This window comes from Sorangium sp. So ce176 (assembly GCF_051519835.1).
Classification (GTDB): Bacteria; Myxococcota_A; Polyangia; order Polyangiales; family Polyangiaceae; genus Sorangium; species Sorangium cellulosum_G.
Genome location: NZ_CP150371.1, coordinates 1,915,212 through 1,931,624 on the forward strand (window position 1 = coordinate 1,915,212; position 16,413 = coordinate 1,931,624).

General features: G+C 72.5%; 14 protein-coding genes. 6 read left to right on the forward strand and 8 right to left on the reverse strand.

What is annotated here, in order from left to right; translation table 11 throughout:
* Nucleotides 1-42: 42 nt before the first annotated feature.
* From WMF42_RS07315 to WMF42_RS07340, 6 genes are all read left to right on the forward strand, one after another.
* Nucleotides 43-963 carry a TolB family protein gene (locus WMF42_RS07315; protein ID WP_061612616.1) on the forward strand — a complete coding sequence of 307 codons (921 nt, stop codon included), beginning with the start codon at nt 43-45 and terminating at the stop codon, nt 961-963.
* Nucleotides 964-1,250: 287 nt separating this feature from the next.
* Complete coding sequence (locus WMF42_RS07320) at nt 1,251-2,480, forward strand: arabinan endo-1,5-alpha-L-arabinosidase (protein WP_437691117.1); 1,230 nt, start codon at nt 1,251-1,253, stop codon at nt 2,478-2,480.
* Between the two features lie 58 nt (nt 2,481-2,538).
* Nucleotides 2,539-3,177, forward strand: a complete 639-nt coding sequence (locus WMF42_RS07325; RefSeq protein WP_437691119.1) for an RNA polymerase sigma factor — start codon at nt 2,539-2,541, stop codon at nt 3,175-3,177.
* Nucleotides 3,174-4,247 carry a tetratricopeptide repeat protein gene (locus tag WMF42_RS07330; protein WP_437691121.1) on the forward strand — a complete coding sequence of 358 codons (1,074 nt, stop codon included), beginning with the start codon at nt 3,174-3,176 and terminating at the stop codon, nt 4,245-4,247. Before WMF42_RS07325 ends, WMF42_RS07330 begins: the two co-directional genes overlap by 4 nt.
* Nucleotides 4,244-5,428 (forward strand): hypothetical protein, encoded by a 1,185-nt coding sequence (locus tag WMF42_RS07335; protein WP_437691123.1) that lies wholly within the window; start codon nt 4,244-4,246, stop codon nt 5,426-5,428. The genes WMF42_RS07330 and WMF42_RS07335 overlap by 4 nt, the downstream gene beginning before the upstream one ends.
* 386 nt (nt 5,429-5,814) lie before the next feature.
* A complete protein-coding gene (locus WMF42_RS07340) occupies nt 5,815-6,789 on the forward strand; it encodes a rhamnogalacturonan acetylesterase (RefSeq protein ID WP_437691125.1) in 975 nt (324 codons plus the stop codon).
* Between the two features lie 90 nt (nt 6,790-6,879).
* Here the strand turns inward: WMF42_RS07340 and WMF42_RS07345 are convergent, their stop codons facing one another.
* From WMF42_RS07345 to WMF42_RS07380, 8 genes are all read right to left on the reverse strand, one after another.
* Nucleotides 6,880-9,309, reverse strand: coding sequence for a cellulose binding domain-containing protein (locus WMF42_RS07345; protein ID WP_437691127.1), 2,430 nt, complete (start codon nt 9,307-9,309; stop codon nt 6,880-6,882).
* Between the two features lie 563 nt (nt 9,310-9,872).
* Nucleotides 9,873-10,241 carry a hypothetical protein gene (locus WMF42_RS07350; RefSeq protein WP_061611829.1) on the reverse strand — a complete coding sequence of 123 codons (369 nt, stop codon included), beginning with the start codon at nt 10,239-10,241 and terminating at the stop codon, nt 9,873-9,875.
* A gap of 265 nt (nt 10,242-10,506) precedes the next feature.
* Entirely contained in the window at nt 10,507-10,950 is a 444-nt protein-coding gene (locus WMF42_RS07355) for a hypothetical protein (RefSeq protein WP_061611828.1), read from the reverse strand.
* 283 nt (nt 10,951-11,233) lie between these two features.
* Nucleotides 11,234-11,953: a YciI family protein gene (locus WMF42_RS07360; protein WP_437691130.1), complete on the reverse strand. Its 720-nt coding sequence runs from the start codon at nt 11,951-11,953 to the stop codon at nt 11,234-11,236.
* 273 nt (nt 11,954-12,226) lie between these two features.
* On the reverse strand, nt 12,227-12,817 hold the full coding sequence (locus WMF42_RS07365) for a GTP-binding protein (RefSeq protein WP_061611826.1): 591 nt from the start codon (nt 12,815-12,817) through the stop codon (nt 12,227-12,229).
* Between the two features lie 288 nt (nt 12,818-13,105).
* A complete protein-coding gene (locus WMF42_RS07370; protein ID WP_437691132.1) occupies nt 13,106-14,353 on the reverse strand; it encodes a hypothetical protein in 1,248 nt (415 codons plus the stop codon).
* Between the two features lie 191 nt (nt 14,354-14,544).
* Nucleotides 14,545-15,729 carry a cytochrome P450 gene (locus WMF42_RS07375; RefSeq protein WP_437691134.1) on the reverse strand — a complete coding sequence of 395 codons (1,185 nt, stop codon included), beginning with the start codon at nt 15,727-15,729 and terminating at the stop codon, nt 14,545-14,547.
* 269 nt (nt 15,730-15,998) lie between these two features.
* Entirely contained in the window at nt 15,999-16,358 is a 360-nt protein-coding gene (locus tag WMF42_RS07380; RefSeq protein ID WP_155798898.1) for a hypothetical protein, read from the reverse strand.
* Between the last annotated feature and the right edge of the window lie 55 nt (nt 16,359-16,413).

Here is a 16,413-nt window from a genome sequence, read left to right on the forward strand (position 1 = left end):
GGGTGAATCCGGGCCATGGTTCCGGGGCGTGAGCGGGTATCGATGAGCTGGCGTTTCCAGGGGAGCGCCGCGGCGTGGGGCCTCTGGCTCGCGCTCGGCGGCGCGGGGTGCGGGGATCAGCGCTTCGTCATCGGCATGTTCGCGCCCGGGCAGGGCGGGGGCGGGGCGGCGAGCGCGCCGGAGCGGCCGACGTTCGAGCCGCCGGCGGCGATGACCGAGCTCAACTCCGATTCCAGGGAGGAAGACCCGACGCTCACGGACGATCTGCTCGAGGTCTATTTCATGTCCGATCGCGGGGGGAGCCGGGACATCTGGACGTCGCGGCGGGCAGGGGTGGGCTCGCCCTGGGACGCGCCGCACGCCGTGGAGAACATCAACCTGGCCGAGAGCATCGAGGATACCCCCTGCGTCTCCGGGGATGGGCTCCGGATCTGGTTCTACAGCAGGCGCGAGCCGGAGGGCATCTGGCTCGCCGAGCGCGCCAGCCGGGACGACCCGTGGGGAGCGCCAGCGCACGTGGGCGCCCTCGCCGTCGAGGGCGCCACGGTGATGGGCCCTCACGTCGATCCCACAGGGCTCCTGGTCGTGGCCGGCGTCACGCCCGCGGACGCGGAGACGTACCTCGCGATCGCGTCGCGCGAAAGCCCGGAGGACGACTGGAGCGCGCTCGTCCCGCTCGCCGGGCTGGACGGCCCAGGCGACGAGGGCGCCCCGTTCCTGTTCGGCGACGGCAAGCAGATCCTGTTCCGATCGAGCCGCGCGGGAGGGGGAGACCTGTTCTGGGCACGGCGGGCAAGCGCCGAAGCGGCGTTCGAGGAGGCAGCGCCGCTCGAGGAGCCGGTGAGCCTCCCCGGGGAGCGCGACACCGATCCGCACCTCTCACCGGACGGCTCCGTCCTGTATTTCGCATCGACGCGGACCGGCGTCGCCGATCTCTACGAGGCCCGGCGCGCCGCGCCTTGATCGGACTCCTGATCTCGCGCGGCGCGGAGAGCGACGTAGATCCCGCTCGCGGCGCCGGACGAGGCGGCGGCAAGACACCTCCCGGAAGCTCACGACGCGTGGATCTGCGCCATCCTGTGCTGATGTAAAATTCTTCCCGGGTGCGAACGTTCAGAACCTCACGCGAAATTCGAGCGACCCATGATTGATCGCGGGCGCCCCGGTCCACGTGGGAAAGCGGGACCAGGAGATCTCCAGGAGGTTCGATGCATCCTCTGCTTTGCCGGTCGTGGCGACGGTGCGGGTCTGTGCGTACATGGGGCCTGCTGATCGGCGTCGTCGCGTCGCTCGCGGGTTGCGGCGAGGAGACGCCGGGAGCGGGCCCCGGCGCCGGCGGGCAGGGCGGCGGCACGACCGGCGCCACCAGCACGAGCGCGTCCTCCACCGCGGGCACCGGCGGCGCCGTGAGCAGCGCGGAGGCGACGACCGGCACGGGTGGCGCCGGCGGCGGGGAAGGGACCGGCGGCGCCGGGGGAAGCGGCGCCGGGGGCAGCGGCGCTGGTGGCGAGGGAGCGAGCGGCGGCGCCGGCGGGGGCGGCGACCGGTGCGCGGAGGCGCTCCACGACCCATCGAGCCCGCCCGGGGCGCTGCGCCTTTCCGGCGACCTCGGGACCCACGACCCGTCGGTCATCCAGGCCGGCGACCGCTATTACCTCTTCCAGACGGGCGACCGGCTCCCGATGAAGACGTCCTCGGACCTCCTCGACTGGCAGGCTGCCGGTCGGGTGTTCAACGCGCGTCCCGGCTGGCTCGCGGAGCGGGTGCCGGGCGTGACCGACCTCTGGGCGCCCGATATCTCCCGCTTCGGGGACACCTACCATCTCTACTATTCCGCCTCCACGTTCGGCAGCAACCGCTCGTGCATCGGGCACGCGACCAAGGCCTCGCTCGACTCGGCAGAGCCCTGGACGGACCGCGGCGCGGCCATCTGCTCGAACACAGGCGCGACGCGGGACGAGTGGAACGCCATCGATCCGAACATCGCGATCGACGAGGAGGGCACGCCGTGGCTCGTGTTCGGGAGCTTCTGGACAGGCATCAAGATGGTGAAGCTCACCGCGTCGGGGGAGCGGGCCGACGGGGAGCTCCACGCCCTCGCCTCGCGCCCCGACGCCAGCGGCGCGATCGAGGCGCCCATCATCGTCCGGCGCTGCGGCTACTATTACCTGTTCGTCTCGTTCGACTCCTGCTGTCGCGGGGTCGACAGCACCTACAAGATCGCCGTTGGCCGCGCGACGAGCATCACCGGCCCGTACGTCGACAAGGCGGGCAAGGCGATGACGTCCGGCGGCGGCACCCTCCTCGTCGAGGGGAGCTCCCGGTGGCGGGGGCCCGGGCACAACACGGTCCTGTTCGCCAAGGACAGGGCCTACAACATCTATCACGCGTACAACGCCGATGCGAACGGCGCCCCCACGCTGCGGATCTCGGATCTCGCGTGGGACGGCGACGGCTGGCCGATCTCCGGAGGGCCGTGACATGCGATCCGGCAGGGCGCCTTGACCAGGACTCCTGCCCTCGTGCATCGTCGTTGACGTGCGAAAGCCCGCGACCGACCTCCCGCCGCCGGGGGAGGGAGCGCCTTCGAGGGCGGACGAGCTGCTCGGGCTCGCTCGGGCCGCGGCGGTCCGCGACCCTGCGGCCATCCGCACCCTCATCACCGAGCTCGGCGGGGCCATGCTCCGGACGGTGAGGAAGGTGCTCGGCCCGCATCACCCCGACGTCGAGGACGTCACGCAGGAAGCCGTCCTCGCGCTGCTCCAGGCGCTGCCGTCCTTCCGCGCGGAGTGCACCGTCGTCCATTTCGCGAACCGCGTCGCCCTCATGACCGCGCTCGGCGCGCGCCGGCGCTTCCGCGTGCGCGCGCGCTACGACGAGCCGGACGCGCCGGTCGAGGCGGCCGCGGACGAGAGCGGCCCGTCGCCGTTCGCCCAGGCGGTCTCGACCCGGCGGCGCGAGATGGTGCTGGAGGTGCTCGACAGGATGCCGGAGGCGACCGCCGAGGCGCTCGCCCTTCATTTCGTGCTCGGCCACACGGTCGACGAGATCGCGTCGCTCGCCAGCGTCTCTCCGAACACCGTCTGGAGCCGGCTCCGCCTCGGCAAGGAGGCGCTACGGCGCGCGCTCGCCAACAACGCGAAGCTGGCCGAGCTCTTCCGGGGGAGGGAGCCATGAGCGTGGACTGCCGGAGCGAGCTCCTCACGCGCGTGCGCCGCGGCGTCGCGACGGCGCCGGACCGCCGCGCCTTCGACGCCCACCTGGGCGCGTGCGCGTCGTGCCGGATGAGCTGGGTGCTCGCGCAGGACTTCGACGCCGTGGGCGCGGCGGAGCCCGGCGACGCAGCGCTCCTCGCCCGCATCGCGAGCGTCGCCATCGGCAGGGCCGGGAGCGGAGGCGCGCCGGACGACGTGCTGCGCGAGGGCGCGCCTGTGTGGCCGGAGAGCGCGCCCGTGCGACCCGACAACGACGTCCGGCGCGGCGAGGAAGTCGCCCCGCCCGGGAGCGGCGTGGCCGGGCGGCACAAGGCGGGCTGGCGGCGGAGCGCCTGGCTCTACGCGGCGGCCGCGGCCCTCCTCTGCGGGGCGGCCGCAGCGGCCACCGCGCTGGTGGAGCGCCCGGCGCCGGGCCCGGGCGCCCGCCGGGTCGAGCCCTCGCTGCGCGCGGCTGTGTCCCGTGCGCGCCCGCCGGCGCCGTCAGCGCCCGCGCCCTCCGCGGCCGCGCCTCCCGCGCCGGACGGCGCGCCGGCGCCCGGGGGAGGGGCGCTGCCGGAGCTCGCGGCGCCCGCTCCGCGGCCGCCCGAGGCCGCGCGCGGGCCGGGCGCGGGGGCCGCGCGCGGGCCGGTCGAGGCCGCGTCCTCGCCTGCCGCCTCGACAGCGGAGCAGCTCTTCCGGGAGGCCAACGACGCGCGGCGCGCTGGCAGCACCCAGCGCGCCATCGAGCTCTACAGCGCGCTCCAGAAGCGCTTCGCGGGGTCGCCCGAGGCCACGCTCTCCCTCGTGTCGCTGGGCGGTCTCCTCCTCAACGGCGGCTCGGCCGCCGGGGCGCTCGCGCAGTTCGACAGGTACCTCGGCGTGGCCGGCGCGCGCCCGCTGGCGGTCGAGGCCCTCTACGGCCGCGGGCGCGCCTTGCGGGCGCTCGGTCGCTCCGGCGACGAGGCGCAGACCTGGCGGCGCCTGCTCCGCGAGCACCCGAGCTCGCCGTACGCCGAGCACGCGCGCCGCCGCCTCGCCGAGCTGGGCGGGTGATCGCGACGCGCGCGCCCCTCTGGATCGGCCTCGCCGCCGCGGTCGCGCTCTCCACAACGCGCGCGCGGGCCGACGGCGCGGCCGCCGTCCCGGCGGCGTCGTCCGCATCGCCCGGCGTCGCCCCGGCGGCGGCCGCGCCGCCCGGCGCCGTGCCCGCAGCGCCGTCGTCCGCGTCGCCTGGCGCTCCGGTCGTGGAGGTCGTGCTCACGGGCGTCGAGGGCGACCTCGGCGCGATCCGGACGGCGCTCGAATCCCAGGCGCTCTCGGCCTTCGCCCTCCGCTTCCGGACCGCGCCGCGCTTCGACGCCGCGGCGCTCTTCGCGACGCGCGCCGTCTCCGGCGTGGCCCTCTCGTGCTGGATCGACCTGAGCGACCCGCGCCGGGCCGCCCTTTACTTCACCGATCCCGTGGCCGATCGCTTCCTCCTGCGCTCGATCGATCTCTCGGGCCGCTTCGACGAGCTCGATCGCGAGTCCGTGGCGCAGGTCGTGGAGCTCTCGCTCCGGTCGCTGCGCGAGGACGCGCGCTCCTCGCTCGACCGGGCGCAGGCCCGCGCGCTCCTCCTCCGCCAGGCGCCGGCCCCCGAGCCGCCCGCCGACGCCGCGGCCCCCGCCGACCCGGCGGCGCCGCGCCGCGCGCTGGAGCTCGGCGCCTTCTACGGCGTGGCGGCGCACTCGGCCGAGGTCGGCCTCACGCACGGCCCCGGCGTGCGCGTCGCGCTCGGCCGGAGCTGGGGGCGGCACCGGCTCGCCCTCGACGCGCGCTTCCAGTACCAGTTCGAGCGCCGCTACGAGGAGCCGCGCATCGGCCTCGATCTCCGCACGATCACGCTCCGCGCGGACGCCTCGTGGCTCCACGCCATCGCCCCGGGCGCCACGCCGCTCGAGCTCGGCGCGCGGCTCGGCGCGGGCGTCGACCGCGTGGACGCCGCCCCGCGGCCGGGCAGCGACGGCGCTCCCGGCTTCCTCCCTGCCGCGGCGAGCGCCTCGAACGCGCTCGTGCTCGCGGCCGGCCTCGTGGCCAGGCTCCCGCTCGGCCGGGACCTCTGGATGTTCGCCGAGCTCTTCGCCGAGCTCGACCCCGCGCGCGTCCGCTACGACCTCGCGCTCGAGGAGGGAACCGAGACCGTCCTCTCGCGTTACCGGTACCGGCCCGGTGTGCTCCTCGGCGTCGAGCTCTGACGCCCGCGCGGCCCTACCCTCGGGGACTCAGGCCGGCGGAACGCCTCCATGCATCTCCATCGTCACCATGCGGCCTGGAGCGATCGCCCTGGTGTCCCGTGCGACGCCGAGCAACTCGTGATTGATCCCCGGCGCTCCCGCGCACGTTGGGCGGAGAGGAAGATGGAGAGGGAGAGAGCGAAGCGGCCCAGCGGCCGCCTCGGGGCCCGCTCATTCACGCGGTAATTTTGCAACCAGGATCCTGGCGCTCTGCTGCGCCATCGCGCTCGTCAGAGCGTTTTTCACCGGCTGATGTATCGCTCCGCCGCGCCCCGTGCGACGTCGGGGAGAGGAGAGACTCGATGTTTCGCGCACCTTTCCTTCTGTCTTTCAGGTCTTCGATTCCCTTGCGCGCGCTGCTCTCGGCGGTCCTCGTGGCCGCCTGCAGCGCCGACGACGGCGCTTCCGGGGCGGCGGGCCACGGCGCCGGCGCGGCGGAGGGCGGCAGCCACAGCGGCGGCACGGGCGGCGGCCCGGACGCCAGCGTCACGGGCGCGGGCGGCGCGCCAGGAGCCGGCGCGGGCGGCGCGCCAGGAGCCGGCGCGGGCGGCGCGGGCGAGGGCGGCGCCGGCGGCGGCGCGGCCGGAGGACCGACGGGCGCCGCCGGCGGCACGGGCGGCGGCGGCAGCGCCGAGCTGCCCGACGTCGCTGTGTACATCGCCGGCGACTCGACGGTGCAGACGTACGTGAACAGCCCCATTCACCAGGCGGGCTGGGGTCAGATGCTGGGAGAGTTCTTCGACGCGCGGGTGCGCATCGAGAACAGGGCGATCGGCGGCCGGACCGCGCGCCGGTTCATCGACGAGGATCGCCTGGCCGACCTCCTCGACGACATCCAGGGCGGGGACTACCTGCTCGTCCAGTTCGGCACCAACGACAGCAACAGGAACGCGACGTACGAGCACGACGGCGCGACAATTCCTTACTACCTGGACCCCGCGACGGACTTCAAATCGTACCTCACCGAGTACATCGAGGGCGCGCAGGCGCGCGACGCGATCCCGGTGCTTGTCACCCCGCCCCCGCGGCGCTCCTGCACCGGCGACAGCCACGAGTTCGGCAACGGCCTGGCCGCGCACGCGCAGGCGATGCGGGAGCTCGGCGGCGCGCTGGACGTGCCCGTCATCGATCTCAACGAGATGACGCTCGCCCACCTGCGCTCGATCGGCTGCGTCGCCGCGGGCGAGGACTTCTTCCTCATCCGGGCGGACGGCTCGGTCGACGGCACCCATTTCCAGGAGACCGGCGCCCGCGCCATGGCGGGCTTCGTGGCCGACGGCACAGCGGACGCCGGCCTGCTGCTCGCCCAGTACCGGAAGTGAGGGCGCCCGCGGGGGATGCCCTCCTGCGCCGGCGGGCGGGCCGCGCCGCGGCCTCGCGCGGGGCGACCTGCCCGCCGCGCGCGGCCTGCGTCACCGCACGTGGATGTCCGGCCTCGGGGGCGCCGCCATGCCGCCGCCGATGTGGAAGCTCGGGTGGGGCGGCTGGTTGTAAGCCGTCTGCTCCGAGGTGATCTGCATGCGGTACTGCGGATCGTGCATGAGCGTGTAGATCCGCCGCGTCGTCACGCTCGTTGTCGTGTAGATCCGCAGCGCCGAGTTGTCGGACTCGCGCCACACGATCTCTTCGCGCCAGTCGCCGAGCAGGTCGGCCGTGAGCGCCGGCGTCGACTTGGTCCCGTTGTTCGAGGCGCACTGGCTGCAGCTCAGCAGCGAGCCGCCGCCGTACTTCGTGATCGACGTCTTGTCCTGCAGCTCGCGCAGCTCGTCCGCGTCCCACCAGATCAGGAAGTTGGCCGACGCGGGCTGGGCCGCGACGCGCGCTCCGGTGGTGGCGGACAGCAGCCCTCCCGTCGAGTTGGTCCACATCTCGGCGCCCGGGTTGCTCGCGAGCACGTCGGCCGCCACGCCGCGCCCGGTGTCGGCCCCGGTGACCGGCCCCTTCCAGAGGACGGCGCAGGTGTTCGCGTCGCGGATATCGTAGGTCGGCTTGCTGCCGTCCTCGTGGGGCATGAACACCTCGAGCCCCGGGCGCGACGGGACGAGGTCGCTCACGTGCAGCGCGTCGCCGTGCCCGAAGCCGGTCGAGCACTTCCGGGTTCCGTTGCTGTCGATCGTGGAGGCCCCGTAGATCACCTCCTGGGCGCCGTCGCCGTCCACGTCCGCTACCGCCATGGAGTGGGCGCCCTGGCCCGTGTACGCGGTGTTCGCGTTGCTGTCGGCCTTCCAGATCTGGGTGAGGCTGCCGTCGCGGAACCCCCAGGCGGTGATCGTGGCGCGCGTGTAGTAGCCGCGGGCCATCAGGATCGCCGGCCTGCCGCTCGCGTCCTGGCCTCTCCCGAGGTCGCTCACGAACCCCGCGCTCGCGAGGAACCGATCGACCCGGTTGCCGTAGTTGTCTCCCCACGAGGACACGGTCCCTCGCGCCACGTCGAAGGCGACGGTGGCGAGCTCCGCGCCGTTGCTCCCGCCGAACACGGTCAGGTACTCGGGGCCGCTGAGCACGTAGCCCCCGGCGTTCCGGTGGTCTGCCGCGTCGTCGTCGGAGGCCGCGGGGCCTTTGCTCAGGGCGGCGCCCGTCCCGTCCCGCGTGCCCGGGGCGGTCTTCACCGCGACCTCCGCGCTCCCGTTGCCGTCGAAGTCGTAGACGACGAACTGCGTGTAGTGCGCGCCGGCCCGGATGTTTCTCCCGAGGTCGATGCGCCAGAGCCTGCGCCCGTCGAGCTTGTAGGCGTCGAGGACCACGGGCCCGGTGCAGCCGGCCTGGGAGTTGTCCTTGGCGTTGGAGGGATCCCACTTGAGGACGATCTCGTACTGTCCGTCGCCGTCCAGGTCTCCGGCGCTGGCGTCGTTGGCCTCGTACGAGTACCTCTCTCCCGCGTTGTCGCATTTCGCGGGCGTCGTCCCGCCTGCGGGCGCCGAGAGGGGGATGCGCAGGTAGTTCTGGCCCCAGGTGGCCGCGGCAGGCGAGGCTGCCTGGGCGACGCCGCCCACGACCGCCTTGATCGTGTACGTCGATGAGGTCGTGCCGGAGGCGTCGAGGTAATTCGTGCTGTTGGTGACGTTCGCGATGCGGCTCCCGTTGCGGTACACGTCGTACGAGATCGCGCCCGGGTTCGCGGGGTCGTACTCGTAACCGAACATCCTCCACCCGACGTAGACGCCGCCAGCCACCTTGACGGCGACCACCCCGCGATCGAGGTCCTCCATCTGGAAGTGCCCGCTCGGTGCCGCGCCGCCGGAGCCGCCTGCACCGCCGCTGCCACCCGCGCCGCCTGCGCCGCCGGAGCCCCCCGCGCCGCCGCTGCCGCCCGCACCGCTGCTGCTGGCGCTGGAGCTGCTGCTGGCGCTGGAGCTGCTGCTGGAGCTGCTGCTGGCGCTGGCGCTGCTGCTGGAGCTGCTGCTGCCCGACCCGCCCGCTGTCACGCTGGCGAGCGCAGCGCGCTGCGAGGGGCCGCTCGCGTTGGCGCAGAACCCGAACTTCGTCGAGGCACCACGGGCCAGGGTCGCGTTGTGGGCGGCGGGGGTGGCGATGAGCTGCGATCCGCTCGTTGTCGTGCTGGCGTTCCAGGCGCTCGCCACGGAGGAGCCGTTCATGTTGAGGACCACGCGCCACGTCGCTGTGTCCGCCGGCCCCGTGTTCTCGATCGTCACGTCGGCGCAGTACCCGTTCCCCCAGTCCGACGCATACGCCAGCGTCGCGGTCAGCCCGTCGCCCGTCAGCGGCTGATCCAAGTCTTCTTGTTGCTCGAGCTCTCCTTGAGGCTCGTGAGCGTCCTCCAGGACGCACGCTCCGAGGAGCACGAGGGCGGTGGCCGTGGCGGCCGACAAGCAAGCTCGCATGGAAAGATCCTTTCAAGGCACGCGGCGCACGAGGCGATCCGCGAAAAGAAGACCAGAGGTCCCCGGAACCAGCGGCTCCTCGGCCGCCTGTTCCCGGCGACGGAGGAGCCGTCAATGACCTTCAGGATGCCCGAGCAGCCCGGAACCAATCACGAGAATCCAGAAAGCTGCGCGTTTCTCGGTAGATCGGAGTTTTTTCGGCGCACGAGAACGCGTGATCATCGCGATGACAGCGGGTGCTCATGAGACCCAAGCCACCACCGATGTCCCGACATCGTTTCGACATCGAGCGACCGTGCTCGCCCACTGGCATCCATGGCGCTGCCTGGTCTGCCCCGGATCCATGGATTCCTCCCGGAGGGCCGGATCCGGCGGCGGGCAGCCCACGGCCGAGGTGACCCGGAGCGCGAGCCACCCACAAGAAATCCACAGCATGTGGACAAATGTCCAGTGGGCCGCTGCCGCGAGCGCCACCGGCGCGCCTGGCCGAGGCGCGTCCTGCCCGGCATCCGACGCCCAGCGGGAGCCTTACGAGCCCCCGCACCCGCGATCTGCGCCGGGGGTCAGGGCGCCGGCGGGCGGATCTGCTTGCGGATCTTCTTGAGGAAGGTCTGCGTGCACTTGCCGTGGCTGCCCTCGTGCTCGATGATCTCGCGCGTCAGCTTCGCCTTCGTCTCGTTGGAGACGGTCGAGCTGGCCCGCACCTCGTTCGCGAGCTGGCCGCCCTCGAAGGTCGCTGGCCACGTCTGCTTCTCGACGACGGCGGCCACGTTCGTCGGGCGGTGGTGCGAGGCCTTCGTCTTGGTGACGTCGCGGAGGCCTCCCTCGTCGGACCGCCGTCCGGAGCCGTGACAGCTCGGGCACGTGGTCGTGTTTCCAAACGAGTTGGCGATCCGACCGTCGCCGCCGCAGATGCCGCACGTCTCTACCATCCGCTGGGTGTACTGTATTTCGTGCGCGCGTGCAGGCTTTCTCTCGCTCTCGCGCCCTCGCGCCCTCGCGCCAGGCGAGCCGGGCCGCGGCGGCGACAGGCAGGCACTCGGCGTCGCACGCCTCGTCGCACTGGCTCGGCGGCACCTGGCCATCCTCCCTGCAGAGGTCGACGCACGCGTCCGCGGCGGGACGTCGCCCGGCGCGGTTGTGCGAGGGAACGCTCAAAGAGGGCAGGCGCCGCGCGAGCGGCGCGCCCGGCGGCGCCTAGAGACCGCCCTTTTCACAGGGGATCTCGTACTTCTCGTTCATCATCAGGGCCCACGTGCCGGGGCCGACGAAGTCGTTGCCGACGAACTCCTGGCGCAGCAGCGACGGATCCTGGATGCACTTGCCGTCCTTCTGCTTGTAGACAACGGTGGCATTCCCCACGCGGCCCGTCACGATACCGGTGTTCTCGTTGCGCTCGATGCGCCACTCGTCGTCGGTGAAGATCACCTTGGCGGCGACGCGCGTCCCCTTCTCCGTCATCTTGTCCTCGAGCTGCTTCGCGAGCGCCTCGTCGTGGATCTTCCCGGGCGACGGGATGGGGGGCGCTTCCTTCTTCGCCTTCTCGGCGGCCTCTCGCTCCTCGCGCTCCTTGGCGTCGGCGGCGCCTGCGGCGGCGTTCAGCGCGAAGCACCCGGTCGCGAAGAGGGAGATGCACGTCATGGCGATGGCGAGGCTTCCATGGCGGAGTGCGCGTTCGGATTTCATCTGGCAGTCTCCTGGGGGATCTGTCGGTGGCGCCGAGATGACCTGGCGCGCCTCCCTCGGGGCTCGAAGGAGCGCGCCCGATCAGGGGATCAGCGGGATCGATACGCTCTGGTGGCGAGACGGTTCTCCCACGATCCTGGCCACGTTTTCAGCTAGGTGAGAGTGCGTCAAGACAAATCGCGGGAGGGCGGCGCGCTCGGTTCCGGTCCAGGGGCCCGCCGGCCGTATCCAACCGACATCAGGACAGCGCGCGGGCGTCCATCTCGATGTCGCCCACGAATTCCGCATACCGGAGCGCCACGTCCTTGGCGTCGTTCAGCGACGGCACATCGACGATGACGTACCCGGCGATCAGCTCCTTGGACTCGGTGAACGGCCCGTCGATCACCGTATGCTTGCCGCCGGCCGACACGATACGAGCGCCCTTCGCGCTCGGCTGCAGGCTCTCGGTCGCGAGCAGCACGCCGGCCCGGCTCATCTCCTCGACGAGCCGACCCAGCTCCGCCGTCTGCTTCGGCGTGGGCGGCGCGCCGCCCTCCGCCGCGTCCTGGGAGTGGACCATCATGTACCGCGTCGTCGTGAGGCCCTCGGGCTTCGGCGCCATGCCGAGATCCCACACCTCGGTCACGGGCCGGATGTCGATGTCGACGTCGCCCAGCACCTCCGCGAAGCGCGACGCCCAGCCGATCGCCTCGTCGAGCGACGCGACGCGGAGCATCGCGAAGCCGGCGGGCAGCGCCTTCGCCGCGCCGAAGGGCCCCCGGGTGACGGTGCGCCGCCCGCCGGAGAACTGGAGGCGAACGCCGTGCGAGCTCGGGCGGAGCCCTTCGCCGCCGCGTAGCACCCCCGTCTTCGCCAGATCCCCCACCATCTGCCCCACACGCGCGATGAACTCGGGGCTCGGCAGCGCGCCGGCTTCAGTTTGCGCGTCGGTCCTGTGCATGATCATGAAACGCATCGCCACATTCTCCTCGGTTCCAGGTCGACAGGAAAATAACGGGTCGTCACCGGGAGGAACCCCGGCGCTCAGCGGGGCGACGAACGGGGGCGAGCCGGATCGACACGGCGGCGCATTTTTTTTTCGCGTCGTCGCGGGGACGCGCCCGGGCGCGAGCGCCTCGCCCCCACAGGCCCGCGCGGCCCCGCGGCGGGGCCGGCCGGGTTCGCGCCGCCTGTCCCTCGGCCGCTGACTCCAGGTCCTCGTGCGCGCGCGGCGCTGCGCGCGAAAGCCCTACCGCTGGCGGCGCTCCATCTCCTTGAGGGCGAGCTTCGCGATCGCCCGCAGGGTGTCGAACACCCCGCGCCCGCGCGACGCCGCGGCCTCGAACTCGGGCGCTCCGGTCGGGTTGAGCAGCCCCCGGAGCTCCGCGACATCGGCGATCCCGTCGAGATCCCGCTTGTTGTACTGGATCACGAACGGCAGCCGCCCGGGCGAGCGGCCCTCCTCGGCGAGGTTGTCCCACAGGTCGGCCATCGACTCGACGTTCGCGTCGAGCCGGGCGCGCTGCGAGTCCGCCACGAACACGACGCCGTCCATCCCCTTCAAGATCAGCTTCCGGCTCGCTCGATAGAAGATCTGACCCGGCACGGTATAGAGCTGGAGGCGCGTCCGGAAGCCGGACAGCCCCCCGAGATCGAGCGGCAGGAAATCGAAGAACAGCGTGCGATCGCTGTCGGTCTTCAGCGAGATGAGCCGCCCCTTGGCGCTCGGCACCGTCCGATCGTACACGTGTTGAAGGTTCGTCGTCTTCCCGCCGAGCCCGGGCCCGTAATAGACGATCTTGCAGTAGATCTCCCGGCTCGCATAGTTGATGAACGCCATCGGCGTGCTCCTCCAGAGTCGACGTTCGAGGGGAGGCAAGGCCGTCCCCGCATTGGAAACGAAGGCGATCAGCCGCCGTCGCATCGAGGGCGAAGGCAGCGGCGGACGACCGCACGCGAAGCGAAGGCGACCGCCGGCCCTCGCGGCGAAGGAAGCCGGCTCGCCGGCGCGCCCACGCGCCAGCGCTCCGCATCACCTCACGCGCCGCAGGCCGCGCGCTGCGGTGTCGCCGCCGGGGCGGCGCCGACCGCCGCGCCGGCGGCGCTCAGCAGGACGCGCCGGCGGCGCTCAGCAGGACGCGTCGGCGATCGCGTGAAGGGCGGCCACGAACCCCTCCAGCGAGGCGTCGCGCGCGTCGCTGTGCTTCACGAGCCGCTCGTTCACCGCGATGAGCTCCGCGACGTCCTGGCTCGCGCCGGGGATCCGCCGGAGCTCGTGGACGGCGCGGCTCACCCGCGAGGGCGGGTCGAGGCACGCGAGCGCCGACAGCGCCGCCGCCGCGCCCGCCTGGTGGCCCGCCGCGAGCGCCTCGCGCGCCATCCCGAGCAAGACCTGCGCGAAGGCGACCTGGATCGCCTCCAGGAAGCCGCGGGAGACCTCCTTGCCGCCCTGGCCGGCGTCGCTCCACGCGAGCGTCACGAGCTCGCCTATCTCCGAGAAGGCGCGCCGCGACATCAGCGCAGAGAGCGTCTCCAGGCCGTGCCTGTCCCAGGCGGCCCTCGTCGTGAGCTGGCGCGCGAGCCAGGGGAGCACGGCATAGGCGTCGCCCCCCGCCCGGACCGACCCGAGCGCGATATCCAGCAGCGCGGCCCGCGCCACGCCGTGCGCCTCCAGCCAGCCGAGCATATTCGCCCGCTCCGAGCCTCGCGGCGTCCGCCGCGCCTTCTCGAGGATCGCGTCCCGGAGCACGGCGGGGAAATGGGGGATATCGACGCTCCAGTCCTCGTCCGACCCGCGCGCGCGCTCCATCGCCAGCGCCGCCAGCGCGCCGTCGTCGATCGACAGCACCCCCGCCCGCCGCGCCGCGAGGATCTTCGCGATCGGCATGTCGCGCAGCGCCGGGCGCTCCGCGTCCAGCCCGTCGAGCTCGTCCCCGTCGAGCAGCGGCGCCGGCCCCCGGTAGGCCCCCGGCGAGAGCACGAACCCGGATTCCCATTGCACAGGCTCGCGCCAGCAGCGCGCGACCACGCGCTCGTAAATGGCCGCCGGGACCTTCCCGCGCACGAGATCCGCGAGCTCGATCCACTCCTCCTCGTCGAGGGTGAGGCGCGGCACGCTCAGCACCTCGTGCTGGAAGTGCGCTGGATCCCGGATCGCGAGCCGCGCGAGCTGCTGGATCACCGGCCCGCTGAAGCCGCTCTCGCAGCGCGCCCTCCAGCGCAGGAGATCGGATGTCCCGAGCTCCTCGATGTGCTCGGACAGGAAGGCATGATCGTCCGGCTCGAGCGCCGGCTGGCGAAGCACATGAAAGAACGCGACGGGACGGGCGCGGCCCCGGTGCGCGCGCACCAGGGCGTCGATTTCCGCCTTTCGCATGGGGCGACCTCATCATCCCGAGCCGTGAGAGCTCAGGGACCTCCTTGGGTCTATCGTCGCCTGGCGCGTGCGCGGCCCGTCATGACTCGGCGGTCGGTGGAATGACGGATCCTGTTCCTGACCGGTGCGACGAGGATAGCGCGAGCGGTCCTCCTGTCAAGCGGAGCAGGCGGGAGGGCGCTTGACGCGGGTCAACCCGCGATGAACCGCAACGGCAGGGCGACCGGGCCGCGCACGGTGAGCGTGCGGTGATAGGCGATCTCCCCGGGGCAGCGCTCGACGCGGGCGAACCGCGCGAGCAGCGCCTCGAGCGCCGCGCGGGCCTCCATGCGGGCCAGCGCCGCGCCGATGCAGAAGTGGATGCCGTGTCCGAACTGGAGTCCTCCGTGGGAGCCGCGGTGCAGGTCGAACCGGTCCGGATCGGGGAACTGCCGCTCGTCGCGGTTCGCCGAGGCCACGAGCGCGAGCACCAGCGCCCCGGCGGGCAGCGCCGCGCCGCCGAGGGAAACGTCGCGGGTTGTCAGCCGGGGGACGGACTGGCTCGGACCGTCGTACCGGAGCAGCTCCTCGAGGAAGAGCGGCACGAGGTCGGGCGCGTCGCGCAGGCGTCGCATCATGTCCGGGTGCTCGGCGAGGAACAGGAGCGCATTGCCGAGGAGGTGGGTCGTCGTCTCGAGCCCGCCCAGCAGGAGGAGCACGAGGAAGTCGACGATCTCGGTGTCGGTGAGCGCCTGTCCGTCGAGCTCGGCGCGGATCAGGTCGCTCACCGTGTCGTCCGCGGGCGCGCGGCGCCGCGCCGCGACAACGTCGTTCAGGTACCCGGTCAGCTCCGCGATCGTCGTCCTGATGCGGCCGGCGTGGGCGGGCGGCGCCGGCGCGGGCGTGATCGAGAGGATGTCGTCGGCCCATCGCTTGAAGCGCGCGCGCAGCCCGTGGTCGAGCCCGAGCACCTCGCCGATAACGAAGGCGGGCAGCGGCATGGCGAGGGCGTCGATGAAGTCGACCTCTCCCGCGAGGCCGCGCGCGAGCTCCTCGGCGACGGCGCGGACGCGCGGCTCGAGCCGGGCCACTGTGCGCGATCCGAACGCCCTGTGGATGAGCCCGCGCAGCCGCGTGTGCGCCGGCGGGTCGAGGGCGAGCATCGAGTTGGCGAGCGGGTTGTAGCCCACCCAGGGCGGCTGCCACGCCGCCTTGAAGCCGTGCGAGGAGAAGATCTCGGGGGTCTTCAGCACGAAGAGCACGTCCTCGTACCGGCTCACGGCCCACATCCCGCCGGGCTCGACCTGGCAGACAGGGGCCGCGCGCCGGAGCTCGGCGTAATGGGGATAGGGGTTCGCTCGAAACGCGGGCGAGAGCACGTCCATCCGATGATGCATCGCAGTTGCCTCCCGGGCCCCTCGGCCGGGCAGCCCGAGGGGGGCTGCCGCGGGGCGAGCGGACCACGGGGGCGTGCGAGAGCACCCCGGAGGCCAAGCGGCGATCGCCCGGATTTCGCGGCCCTCGAGCGAGGCGGCGCGCCGCGCTGACCGGTCAGAATGACCGGGCTGTCGGTCATCTTGAACGAGCGAAGCCCAGGGAGGCGGCCGACCTCCCGGGCTTCGTTCTCTCTGCTGTCAGCGCTGCGCGCGGGGTCGCGCGGTCCGCCTCACTTGACGAACACGAGCAGCTTCTTGATGCCGTTGACGTCGAAGACCTTCACACCCACGACGTCGCTCACGTCGACGTCGTTGTTGCTGAGGACGTCGCCGATCTCGATCCCGTTGGCGACGTCGACGTCCTTCAGCACGTTCTGAAGGTTGAGGATCTGAAGGTTCAGGATGAGGTTGTTCAGCGTGTCTTCCACGATATCGATATCGGCGTCGTTGAGGACGTCCTGGAGGTACACGATCTTGATGTGCTCGGCGTTGATGACCTCATCGTTCAGGTCCAGGGTGTCGGTGAGCTGGGCGGCGACCGACACGAGCCCGGCGGCCACGTTGGTGTAGTCCGGGGCGTCGGCCTTCACCGGAGCGTCCCACGACGCAAGCGCGGGGGCCGAGAGGCTGAGAGCGACGAGCGCA